A 12364-nucleotide genomic window follows, 5' to 3' on the forward strand; every position below is an offset into this window, starting at 1 on the left:
CAGCCCTTGCGATAAGGCTGCGCCAAGCACCGGGAATATTGATATGACACGCCACCTCATCACCTCCGCCATCCCCTATATCAACGGGATCAAACATCTGGGTAACCTTGTGGGCAGCCAACTGCCTGCGGACCTCTATGCGCGCTACCAGCGTGGCCGGGGGCAGGATGTTCTGTTCCTCTGCGCCACGGACGAGCACGGCACCCCTGCCGAACTCGCCGCCGCCAAAGCGGGCAAACCGGTCGAGGAATACTGCGCCGAGATGTATGAAACACAGGCCCGCATCGCCGAAGGCTTTGGCCTGTCGTTCGACCACTTTGGCCGTTCTTCCAGCCCGCAAAACCGCAAGCTGACACAGCATTTCGCGGGCGCGCTGGCGGATCAAGGGCTGATCGAGGAAGTCTCGCAGCGCCAGATTTATTCCCCCACCGATGGCCGCTTCTTGCCCGACCGCTATGTCGAAGGCACCTGCCCCAACTGCGGGTTTGAGGAGGCGCGCGGCGATCAATGTGACAACTGTACCAAGCAGCTCGACCCCGAAGACCTGATAAACCCGCGCTCCACCATTTCAGGCGCGACCGATCTGGAGATGCGCGAGACCAAGCATCTGTTCCTGCGCCAGAGCGAGCTGAAGGATGAGCTGGACGACTGGATCAATTCCAAGACTGATTGGCCCGTGCTGACCACCTCCATCGCCAAGAAATGGCTTCATGACGGCGATGGTCTGCAAGACCGTGGCATCACCCGCGACCTTAGCTGGGGCGTGCCGGTGAAGCGCGGCGATCAGGATTGGCCGGGCATGGAGGGCAAGGTCTTCTACGTCTGGTTCGACGCGCCCATCGAATACATCGCCTGCGCGCAGGAATGGGTCGATGCGGGCAAAGGGTCGGACTGGGAAAGCTGGTGGCGCACCGACAAGGGCGCCGACGACGTGCGCTATACCCAGTTCATGGGCAAGGACAACGTACCGTTCCACACGCTGAGCTTCCCGGCCACGATCAAAGGCTCGGGCGAGCCGTGGAAGCTGGTGGATTACATTAAGTCCTTCAACTACTTGAATTACGACGGCGGCCAGTTCTCCACCTCGCGCGGGCGCGGGGTCTTTATGGATCAGGCGTTGGAGATCCTGCCCGCGGATTATTGGCGCTGGTGGTTGCTCAGCCACGCGCCCGAGACTTCGGATGCCGAATTCACATGGGAAAACTTCCAAGCCTCGGTGAACAAAGATTTGGCAGACGTGCTGGGCAACTTCGTCAGCCGCATCACCAAATTCTGCCGCTCTAAATTCGGCGAAGCCGTGCCGGAAGCCGGAGAATACGGAGAGGCCGAGCACGCCTTGATCGAAGACATCACCGCCCGCGTCGCGCGTTACGAGACGCTGATGGAGGCGATGGAAGTCCGTAAATCCGCCGCCGAACTGCGCGGCATCTGGGCGGCTGGCAACGAATACCTGCAGGCCCAAGCGCCTTGGACCACCTTCAAAACCGACCCCGACAAAGCGGCGGCACAGGTGCGGCTGGCGCTGAACCTGATCCCGCTCTATGCGGTGCTATCAGCCCCCTTCATCCCGGCGGCTTCGGCCTCGATGCTCGACGCAATGAAGGTCGAAGACATGCCTTGGCCCGATGATGTGCCAGCGGCCTTGGGCAAACTTGCCCCCGGTCATGGCTTTGACGTGCCCGAGGTGCTTTTTGCCAAGATCAGCGATGAGGCCCGCGAAAGCTGGGCCGAACGCTTCGCCGGCAAGCGGGAGTGATAGGAACTGGCGGATCAGCGGCGCTGCGTCAGTCGCCGCTGTTTCTTTATGCGCTGATGGGCATTCGCGGCTAGCTGCCCATGGCGCGCCGCGAAGCCCCCTTCCCCAACGCGCGCACCGGTCCCACATCGTTCGCCGCGGCTTCCACCCCCCGAAACCGGATGGTTTGAACCCGCCCATCAGGGCCGCACGCCGCGCTGAACTGTCCGTCGACGATCCGGGCCGTGTCCTCTCCCGGGTGCATCTGAAAACGCCCCTGCGGACACTGCCCCCGCAGGACCTGCGCCCAAAGTTTGCGGATCTCAGCCCCATCGCAAATACTTGGGCCAAAAAGATCGTAGATATGCTGCCCGTTCAGACAATCCCCCAGCCCGTAGGTGACGCCGCAGGCCGCCTCATTCGCGTGGCGCACGCGCCCGTCCGACGCGAAGTCCACTTCGATCTCAGCCATATCGACGTTCACGTTGGAAAGGATGCGCGCACCTTCAACCTCCGTCAGCGCCGCGTGACAGGAAGTGGGGAAAAGCCCTCCGCAGCGCCGCGCCTTGGCCGCCGCCCCGCCTGTGACGCCATCTTGGTTGTGCCTAAACATGCGCCGCTCTGCCGCGAAAACGATGGAGATAAGCGGGAATTTCCCCAAGGTAAGCGGCCCCTCTGAACCAGCCAGGTCGTTACGGAAAACCTGCCTGTTTTCGCACTGCCTCCCTCGTCCAAACGCACGACGCTGCCGCACCCGCCCCATCAGCTGCCCGACATGGCGAAACAAGAGAAAAACAAATCGCCACAATGGGTTAGACGGCTTCACCCGCTCGTTTAAATCTACCATACCCCCGCCTTTTCCTCAGCCCGCCGCAATACCGATCATGGCTGAGACTTAGTGCCATGCCCTTAAAAGCGGGTTAAAACTGAAGCACAGTGTGAACTTGCGAGGGCCTTATTTTGGCCCTATTCGGCCAGCAATTAACTAAAACTTAGTATTTGATAGGATTAAGATGTTCCGGGTCGCCCACAGTATTCATCATGATCACGACCTCGGACTCGTGCTGCTGGCGGCGCTGCTTTGTATCTTTGGCAGCTGGGTGGTGTCGCGGCTTTATCAACACGTGCTTGAGCAGCCGCGCGCACAGGCAATGATCTGGTGCTATTTGACCGCGATGACCGCCGGGGTCACGATCTGGTGCACCCATTTCATCGCGATCCTCGCCTATCAGCTTGACGCGCCAGCAACCTTCCATTTCTCCCTGACTTTCCTGTCGCTGATCATCGCCATCGTTGGATCGATCTTGGGTGTCGTCATCGCGGGTTTGTTAAAATCGCGCCGCGCCACGGTTTTTGGGGGGACGATCTTCGGCTTGGCAATCTCGGCCATGCATTACACTGGTATGATCGCCTACCGTGTGCAGGGCACCATCCAATGGGACTTGGGCTATCTGGCCGCCTCTGTGATCATCGCGGTGACCCTCGCTACCCTTGCGCTCGGGGCCGCCGGCCGTGGTGGAAAGGGCAGCGTGCTGTGGATGACCGGGCTCTTGGCCCTGGCCATTATCCTATTGCATTTTACCGGGATGGCCGCCTTTCAGGTGACGCCGCTCGCCGCGCAGCCTCTCTATGCCAATCCTGTCGAATACCGGCTCATCGCGTTGATCATCGCCGGGACCGCCGCCATCATCGCGCTGGCCGCGCTTTTCAGCTATGTGGTCGAAAACCGGACCCGCAACGAAAGCGTCGAGGAACTGCGTCAGGCCCGCGATGCCGCCGAAAGTGCGAGCCGCGCGAAATCGGAATTTATGAGCGTGCTCAGCCACGAATTGCGCACCCCGCTGACCATCGTCATCGGCTACGCCAGCTTCCTATCGGAACTCAAGCGTCACAACCTCGCCAAGCTCGAACCGGAGGAGAAACCGGCATCAGAGCATTTCACGAAGATGGGCGATCAGGCGGAACTCTACGGTCAGCGCATCAAATTTGCGGGTGGGCAATTGCTGACCATTATCAACGACATCCTCGATTACACGAATATGGAACTGAACGACCTCGCGCTGGATAAGACCCCCTTTGATACGCGCATCTTGTTGGAAGAAGTGGTCGAGCAGCACCATGGGGCGGCGCATGACAAGACGGCCAGGCTGCATATCGACACCCCCCCGCTCACCGTCACCGCCGACCGCCGCCGCAGCCTGCAGCTGCTCGGCCATATCGTCGGCAATGCGCTGAAATTCTCAAAGGCGCGCGACATCCACCTACGCGCCCGTCCCCATGCTGGCGGGTTCGTTTTTGAGGTCGAAGACAATGGCGTCGGCATCGCCGCGCAGGACTTCAACCGCATTTTCGAAGCCTTCACCCAGATCGAAGACGCCGACGACCGCGCCGAAGGCGGCACAGGTCTGGGGCTGGCGATCTGCAAGAAACTGGCGCTTGCACATGGCGGCGACATCACGGTCAAAAGCACGCTTGGCCAAGGCACGATCTTTACCGTTTTCATCCCCGGCGCCACGCAGATGGCGGCACCTGCGACGCTGGCCCAAGCAAGCTAAGTCTTTGAAAAAGGTGGTGCGGGCGGTGAGCTTCACATGGTGAACATCGAACCGACCAACCTACTGTTTTTCAATAACAAAACAAAACAAGTCGTTTTTGCGGTGTCTCAAGGTTGTGTCCTAGCCGTGTCCCACGAATGAGGTGTGAGAACAAGCGATTTAGTCGCGATTGGCCAGTTGGCCTGCAAAACCAATCTCTGAGTTGTTGCCTATGCCATATGATTAAGGCAGTCCGTTCCTAATGCTTCAGAAATCCTTGAATCTCATGATCTGTAACCATCTGATCAGAAACCACATTGAACGGCTCGTTGCCTTTGACATTCCAAAGTCCAGAATTCGAGTTTCTCTTAATTAAAAATTTCTCAATGCTAAGCGCTTCACTTTTCGTTAATCCCTCTTGCACAATTTGAACATGCAATTCTCCCTTGGTAAAATAATGTTTATTTATCTCCCAGTTGTGGGAAACGCCAGAGTTGACGTGTTGCCAGCGATTACGCTTGCCTTCTCCGAAATATCTAATCTTGCCCTCAAAGTCCTTTACACAATAAACAATGTGGTCCGTGAGAACGTGATTATTTACGATGAGACGTAGGGGATTGTTGCGCTTGTGGGCACGAACGGAGGTAACTTTTCCAGATGACAATCTCCGGGAGTGGTGCGCTACGCTGTGTTGGTCCCGATCTGGCAAGCTATTGATTAATTTATCTATTGTGCCGAACACAATCTGCACGACGCTGATATAATTCATGGGGCCAGTGTCAAAATCCGAAAATTTTAAGCCTGTAGCTCTGGGTTTTTCAAACTGCTTGTCTACCTTCGCGTCCCAGTTCGTCATGTAGGAGCGACCGTACTCTCTATATTCTTCCAAGGTCATCGAAGGTTGCGGTACTATCAGGAAACCATACGCTTGCGTTGCGTTATCTAAGAAAAGGTAAGGTGAAATATTGTCCGCCCAGAAAAACTCTTCCACACCGACTTCAGTTGCATGAGGCCAAATTTTTGCATCTAGTTCGAACAGGAACGAAGCAGACCACAACTCGCTAGTGTCATAAATTCCATGGAAATAGGACCCCCCCGGATGAAGGTCTGCTTCTGAGAATTTCTTGGTTGTCAAAGTCGTATTGAAAGCCTGCAAGCAAGTTTCCAACAGAAACAACGCTCCGCCTTCGGCAACGCTATTCCCAACGCCAAACTTTGAAGCTAAAGCCATTCTTACAAATTGGTCCGCTGTCGGCTTAAAGGAATAACTTTGGAACATGCTGTCCAGAAAACCGTTCAACCTAGCTGCTGAGCGGCTCGACAAGACCCTACTTATTTCTCGCTTAAACTTTTGCTGCTTACGTCGCTGCAATGTTTCAGAAACAGTCAAAGCCATCTCATGCCACCAATAGCAATAAAATCTCCGTTCTCATGTTCAGTTAAGTGCTGAGAGAAGATATTCAATTCAAAGCCCTTCGCACACGGTGAAAGATTAACCCGCCAGGTTCCCGTATCACCTGCATGATGGGCCACAAGCATCAATAGCTTTTTCATTGATCGGATTGACACTGTTCCGTGCACCTCGGTCATTGAGCAAGGCTGAAAAGCTAATAATTCCCGATACTTTATGCGAATGGATTATCAAGTACACCGACAATAGGCATAAGGAATTCGCCAGACGTTGGATCAAGAGCTTCAGCATAATCGGCATCGATAGCCGCAACTGCCCTATCGATGCTAGATTGAGAACCATCGAACAGGGCCATTACAGCCGCCGCATCGACTGCGTCAGACATTCCCTTGTGTACAGCGTAGTACGCTCCAACGTCGATTTTGCTGTCGAGATATGCCCGATCGGGACTTCCGCCCTGAACGCCCTCTAAAACGGAGAGTATAAAATGGTCTCGCCCTTGAGCGCCCGAGTTAAGGACGCCCACCCAAAAGTCCAATCCGGACTGGTCAGGAACACGGCCTAAAACGTTATGATATACTGCAGTCGCGAAATCAGTGTTGCTCAATGACTCAGGATAAGCATTTCTCGTTTCGTCTTGATCCATGAATAGCTTAGCAATTTCCTCGAAAGTTGTCCCGTTTGCGAATGCTGTTCCCCAGAAGTTCAGTCCAATAGCATCGGGAGCTCGATCGAAATAGGCTATATAAAGACCGATAAAACTCTCAAACTCCTGCTCTGATAGATTGGTGGTGCCTCCGACCTGCAGCAAATTGAATACGGCTGCGTCCTGTTCGAATGATAGGAACTCCACACCGAGAGCGCTATCTCTTCCATCACCACCAGCGCGTCGGTCAGTGATAACCGCGCTCGAACCCGAGCCAAGTGTAAGTGTGTAGTTGTCTACTGCCCCGGAAAAAACGGCTGTGTCGTTGCCCTGCCCACCGTCAAGGATGTCGTTGCCCGCGCCGCCGTTTAAAACATCGTTTCCATGGCCCCCAACAAGTGCGTCATTGCCAGAGAAACCAAACATCTGGTCGTTCCCCGATTACCCAAATGCAACGTCATTTCCTCCGCTTAGATAAAAGCTGTCATCCCCTTCCAAAGCACTATTGATAAGCGCGGACTCGTCTGTGGTCGAATATGTCATCGCGGCTTCATAGAGCGTGCGCGCGGGTATAGCGATACCTTGGATGCCCCACAGTTCAGTATACCCTGAGCGAGTCGAAACTAGTTCAAGGTAACCGGTTACAGTTCCCCCAGTAACATTGAGCTGCCCATCGACTGCTATATGGTCACCCCCAAAGGCACTCGCGTAATACCCTCCTAAGTACCAATCAACGATGTAGGCATCTCGGTAAGACACCCCGTTGTAATTGAGGTATACGTCATCGAACATACTTACATCGAAAGCGTTCGCGTAAAGGCGATTAAGATTCAAGTTGCTCTGATCGAACATGTAATTTGCAAAAATAGTTGCCATGGAAAATCTCCGCGCTGAAAAAGACTTGATACACCTCTGACGGGAACCTTGGCGATACTCGTCAGGTGCGTCAACAATTGACTTGAGCAAGCTATCGAAGCCTGGTTCATCACTCTGCGCCGCTTCGGATTGGAGTGATCCAGCAAGAGAGCACCGAAATGCGCTGCTAATGCTCTTCCAAGCAAGTGCAGACGTCTGCCGCCTACACGGAGCTGGCGGCGGCGTACCCTCGGTGCCCACTCGACCTGTTCGTAACGGCAGGACAGGTGAGCGACCAAATAAATGCGCGAGCGCTTTGCGATAGCCTTCCGGATGTTGATTGGTTGTTCGCCGATCGCGGCTACGACGCCGACTGGTTCCGAGAAGCATTAAATCACAAGGAGTACGCGCCTGCATCCCAAAACGAAAACAGCGGAAGGCGACGGTGAAGTATGACAAGCGCCGCTACAAACGCCGCAACCGGATCGAGATGATGTTCGGCAGACTTAAGAACTGGCGGCGCGTTGCCACTCGCTACGACCGATGTCCAAAGGTCTTCCTCTCAGCCACCGCTCTCGCCGCCACTGTCATCTACTGGCTATGCGCCCTCAGCCTAATCATCCCAATAATTTATGTTTCGGTGAAACGGCTCTCTCGCATGTGTTTGCTCCTTCAAGGGTGCGCAAACTCTACGTTGAAGTGAGGGATGTCGCGGGGAGCAGGTCACCCCATAGACCCCACCCAACGGCTCAGAAACGCGCCTAGGTGTACCGCAAAGGCAAAAAGCACCGGCAAGCGCTGCCGTTGCCCATCTAAGCAAGGATGGTCCGTATGCCGCCTACATGGCGCTGAAGGAGGTGCGCCGTCTGGCAAAGCTCACCCGAATTATCGCCATGGGCTGCAAACAACGGAAATGCATAATTTGCGAAAGCTAATCTCGCTGCTCAGCCCTGGCGGATGATAGCCCGACTAAGCTTAGATGTATTTGATGAACTTACGTCCTTTCATTGCCAGTCGCACAGAGTGATGGGAGCGCTACATTCACCTGACGAATAGATTAGCTTACGGGCAAAATCACATTATTAGGATAGAGCAGCTTGGACTCTTAGCGGTCAGACCAAGTCAACTCAATTCGGCGATTTTGACTGCGAGCTTCTTCGCTATTGCCCCGAGCTAACGGTTTAAATTGCCCAAACCCGTTAGCAGACAATCGATGAGGGGCGATACCATGCGCCTCAACCAGAAACTTGACCACTGCCAAAGCTCTGGCTTGGCTCAGTTCCCAGTTGTCCGCAGCCTCACCAAAGCCTGACAAAGGTACGTCGTCAGTGTGTCCGTCTACCCGAATGAAATAATCGCGAGTTTCAGGAACTTCCTCCAACACACTGCGCAGGACCCCGGCAACTTTGTTAAGCTCGTCTTTACCATCATCTGACAGCACCATGCCACCGGGAGGAAATATTAGTTGTGTCGGAATTATTAGGCGGCTACCTGAAATTTTAACCCATTTTTTATCGCCTAACTCTTCTCGGACGCGGCGCTGAAATAGGGTTTGATACTTCGTCATCTCTTCGAATTGGAGCTGCCTCTGATGAACCGCGATACGTGCGAGTGCAAAGTTCAATTCTGACCTTAGTGATTGCACTTCCACCGCCCCAGCCGCACCCCTTGCCACTGAATCATCCAATAAGGACTGCAAATCGTTAAGCTGTTTCCGCAGTAGAATAACCTGCTGAGTAAGTAGTTCGTTCTGCCTAAGCGCTTCGGCCAACTCTCTTGAGAGATTGTCCAACGCCGTTCTGGAAAATAAATCGAGTGAAGCCAGTAGCGCATTCGCAACGTCGAGCGGAAGGTCTCGGACCTCAGTGCATTTAGTACTCCATGGCCCATTTTCCGTGGAGTAAAATAGCATCCAACCCTTTTCATTAATGTTGCTGAGGAACGCGAGAATGCCGTGTTCAACTGGAAAGCGGTATCCAACATCTGTTTTATCGACAGGAACGCTATTTTCGCGAGGGTCTATGGAGCTGGGCGATAGTAAGCTAAGCTGTCCGTCAATCTCACCAAACAGGACGAGTTCCCTTTTTCCCTCAAGCTCGCATTGGAAGCCGACTAAGGATTTGCTAAACTCGTCGAATGGTCCTGCTTGTGCAAAGGTCGCGACCACTACCGCCAGAAGCGACGATAGTATACTCTTCATAAACGCGTACATCTGACCCTAACTACCTCCTGTAAGTTCAAAACCGCGACTTGCTCGACGTTGCACGGGCCCTGCCAAGCAAGAATGGTCAGTATGCAAACTGCCCGGTGCTGGCGAAGGCGCGCCGTCGGGTTCTGAGCATTCGAATTATTGGCATGGTACGCGAACCAATGCGGCGAGAGATATTCGCCATCTAGCTACGCTCCTGCAAAAAAGAGCCTAAGTATCACTTTGGCGCAAGCAGACATTCTCATTGGGCCTATGTTGCGCTGCCAAACGCTCGCCTACTTTCTTCCAGTAAGAAATCTTAGACACTTTTACCGGTCTTGTCGGATGCGGAGTACTTAGAAAGCAGGTTTCGCTTGATTGAGCAACGCGCAGACCATCTACATCTAGAAAATCCGCGCCTGCAAGCTGTCTCCAATAGTCTTCATAGGTTGTGCCATAAAAAACCACGTTACGCGGCTTGTGCTCTTCGATAGCGCCTTGGATAGCAGCGATGCGCGACGGTAGCATAGCTGCTCTATACCTAGCCCGGCTACCCAACACTGGGTCATCTGAAAATTGACTGTAAAGCCAAACGCCCGTACTGGGGGAAGGAAGTGGCAGCAACTCAATCCCACAGGTTCTAGACCCACTGCGCAACCATCGCTCACCCTGCATTTTCTTAGATGCTCTGCAGTCATCGGCCTCGCCTTCCGACTTAAGCTGCGCCCGCATTAACCAATCCCATGTGGATTGTGCCTTACGCACTGGTGGTGTGAATAACTGGCGCGCTCCAATCGCGTGATGATACTCTGCACAGTCCTCGAGGATACGTTCGCCACGCTCTGCCCACGTGTTTATGCGTGTCTGGATATCCTCCAGATTATTGCCGCCGCCTTCTTCCATGCCGACGAACCAAGTTTCAGCATCGAAATCTCCATAACCCAAAAAACTTTTCATGAAAGCGTGAAGCTTGATATCCTGAAGCATATTAATCCCTTTAAAACTGGCGAGAACACTGACAACCAGAAAACTTAACTTCAACACTTATTTTGGAGTGGGATGCCTTATAAAGGGTTGCCAAGCTAGATGGAGGTGCCTTCGGCCTACAGACCGACATGTCAGAGCACTCCGAACCCCTCCTATTTGCGCCCGGTGTAACTAACATTGAAGCTAAGTGCTGGCATTGCAGAAACCTTCTTCATTTACAGCGCGCGTAATTAGCCATGTCGGAATATGCCCTGCAGATTCGTTGACCTAGCGTATCTGCTCAGGAGCATCCCAAACTGCCCACGCCCTCAATGATTTCAAAACTCTGGACAGACAGGAAAGCAGTGCTACCTTCAAACAAAATTAGCGAGGTAACGTAATGTTAGAAAAGTTAGCAGGCGTCATATGTTTCGCATCGCTTCTCAGCGCATGCGCCCAATCGACTGGTGTTTTACCGATGGGACCGGACACATTCAGCATCGCTACTAGTGATGAACTGGGAGGCGTCGTAGCCGCGAAACGGGCAGCGGTTTCTGAGGCGAGCGCATTTTGCAACAGCAGAGGTCAGCAGATGGTAGCACTGCAAAGCCAATCATCTGTCAGAGAAGATTGGGCGGGCGATTCAATAGGTCATCATGATTTTACTTTCCGATGCCTTAACCCGAACGACCCCCAACTACGTCGTCCAGTAGTAGGCAACACTCAACAGAGCATGATTATTAACTAACAAGCTACCTCGGCTTGGTGCGAAGTAGTGAACGCCGAAATATTTACTTTCGCACCATCAACTTCTCAAGCCTCGCAATCCGCCTTAGCCGAGCAAAAATGTTAAAGAACAACGACAGAAAGGGGGACCAATAGAGAGCCGATAAGTCTAAGCGATTGAATTTACTTATACATATCAAAAATAGTGGTGCGGGCGGTGAGCTTCACATGGTGAACATCGAACCTACCAACCTACTGTAATTCAAGAACAAAAAAATAAGGCGTTTTTGCGGTGTCTTAAGGTTGTATCCTTAAGATTCCCCACGAGAGCGACGTTAGCACAAGCTCAAAACAGCCCTTGAAGGTTTCGCCTCACAGGAGTGTTTCGGAAGCGAAAGGTGTGGTTCTTATCAGTTTGGCATCGCTTGAAATCGTTCTCGCCTACAATGTAGCTAATAAGTTTGTCTCTTCCTAAACAAACTGGGCAGATAAAGTGAGCGGGCTGTTGATCTACCTCCTCATCTTTAAGTCGATAAACGATGTCTTTTTCGGGGGTCTCAAAGAGAACATAGTTAGCCTTTTGCTTCTCGAACTCGTCTTGACGCTGTAGCTCTCTGCTCAACCCTTTTACGGCCTCACTTAGCTGCACGTTTGTCATATTGACCGAGGTCAGCTGAGTTGCCAGAGTATTGAGCAGGCCCATCAGTTCAGAACTGTCCACCGCGTCTTTCTTAGCCAACAGCGACTGTATTTTCTCCGCAGTTTCGGTGGCTTTTCCGGTTAGGCCAACGGCAGATGAAGCCAGTCCAAGCATTTCCCCAAGTTGTTCAATTCCAATCATTTCTTTTACCTTTTTAGACAACCACAAAAAGTCGCAGTTGGCAGTAATTAAATATGCTTCTGATGAGAACGTATGGGGGAGTAGCCAGTGCGTAAAGGTGGTTGCGGTCATCGCCTATTATATTTCATCGCAAAAATGCGTCACGCAGAGATATATATAGAGGCTCCCGCGCGCCCCCCGTACGGCCCCCACGAAAAAACCCGAATATATCCACCTGCGAAAAAATCCCATAAATGAAACAAAATCAATTGTTTGACGTCAATTCATGACGCGACGATGTAGTGTGCATGAAGGCCATGAAGGTCTTTCAATCCACAGACAGGACACCATCACGATGTATCTTTTCCACATCCGCCTTGGCCGTTTCGCTATCCTCTTTGAGACAGCACCTGACTACCGCTGGCGCATCACGCCTGAGACGCTGGGGGAGGTTATCGTGGACATTCCTTATGTTCGCCTGAC

At 53.1% G+C, this 12364-nt stretch carries 9 protein-coding genes and 2 pseudogenes; 3 read left to right on the plus strand and 8 right to left on the minus strand.

Annotated features, from left to right (window positions below; genetic code table 11):
• Positions 1-43 precede the first annotated feature (43 nt).
• A complete protein-coding gene (metG, locus tag O4H31_RS12570; RefSeq protein ID WP_269346243.1) occupies positions 44-1756 on the plus strand; it encodes a methionine--tRNA ligase in 1713 nt (570 codons plus the stop codon).
• A 70-nt stretch (positions 1757-1826) separates the two neighbouring features.
• Here metG and O4H31_RS12575 read toward each other — a convergent pair whose 3' ends face one another.
• Positions 1827-2348: a PAS domain-containing protein gene (locus tag O4H31_RS12575; RefSeq protein WP_269346245.1), complete on the minus strand. Its 522-nt coding sequence runs from the start codon at positions 2346-2348 to the stop codon at positions 1827-1829.
• A gap of 400 nt (positions 2349-2748) precedes the next feature.
• Here O4H31_RS12575 and O4H31_RS12580 point away from each other — a divergent pair, with 400 nt between their 5' ends.
• Entirely contained in the window at positions 2749-4290 is a 1542-nt protein-coding gene (locus tag O4H31_RS12580; protein WP_269346248.1) for an MHYT domain-containing protein, read from the plus strand.
• Between the two features lie 238 nt (positions 4291-4528).
• Here the strand turns inward: O4H31_RS12580 and O4H31_RS12585 are convergent, their stop codons facing one another.
• The 4 genes and pseudogenes from O4H31_RS12585 to O4H31_RS12595 all read right to left on the minus strand — a co-directional run bounded on the left by O4H31_RS12585 (position 4529) and on the right by O4H31_RS12595 (position 7202).
• Positions 4529-5665: a hypothetical protein gene (locus tag O4H31_RS12585; protein WP_269346251.1), complete on the minus strand. Its 1137-nt coding sequence runs from the start codon at positions 5663-5665 to the stop codon at positions 4529-4531.
• A 229-nt stretch (positions 5666-5894) separates the two neighbouring features.
• Positions 5895-6533 (minus strand): DUF4214 domain-containing protein, encoded by a 639-nt coding sequence (locus O4H31_RS12590; protein ID WP_419723602.1) that lies wholly within the window; start codon positions 6531-6533, stop codon positions 5895-5897.
• A gap of 123 nt (positions 6534-6656) precedes the next feature.
• A pseudogene (locus tag O4H31_RS19685) lies at positions 6657-6761 on the minus strand (calcium-binding protein); the annotation flags it as partial.
• Positions 6762-6767: 6 nt separating this feature from the next.
• Positions 6768-7202, minus strand: coding sequence for a hypothetical protein (locus O4H31_RS12595; protein WP_269346255.1), 435 nt, complete (start codon positions 7200-7202; stop codon positions 6768-6770).
• 236 nt (positions 7203-7438) lie between these two features.
• Between O4H31_RS12595 and O4H31_RS12600 the strand changes: the two are divergent.
• Positions 7439-7782 (plus strand): annotated as a pseudogene (locus tag O4H31_RS12600) (IS5 family transposase); the annotation flags it as partial.
• Between the two features lie 504 nt (positions 7783-8286).
• Here O4H31_RS12600 and O4H31_RS12605 read toward each other — a convergent pair.
• From O4H31_RS12605 to O4H31_RS12615, 3 genes are all read right to left on the minus strand, one after another.
• Positions 8287-9393 (minus strand): OmpA family protein, encoded by a 1107-nt coding sequence (locus O4H31_RS12605; protein ID WP_269346257.1) that lies wholly within the window; start codon positions 9391-9393, stop codon positions 8287-8289.
• A gap of 207 nt (positions 9394-9600) precedes the next feature.
• The gene (locus tag O4H31_RS12610; RefSeq protein ID WP_269346259.1) at positions 9601-10356 is read right to left on the minus strand and encodes a hypothetical protein; all 756 of its coding nucleotides are present in this window, start codon (positions 10354-10356) and stop codon (positions 9601-9603) included.
• 1051 nt (positions 10357-11407) lie between these two features.
• Entirely contained in the window at positions 11408-12013 is a 606-nt protein-coding gene (locus tag O4H31_RS12615; RefSeq protein ID WP_269346260.1) for a hypothetical protein, read from the minus strand.
• Positions 12014-12364: the final 351 nt, after the last annotated feature.

The organism is Sulfitobacter dubius, assembly GCF_027214245.1.
Lineage (GTDB): Bacteria > Pseudomonadota > Alphaproteobacteria > Rhodobacterales > Rhodobacteraceae > Sulfitobacter > Sulfitobacter dubius_A.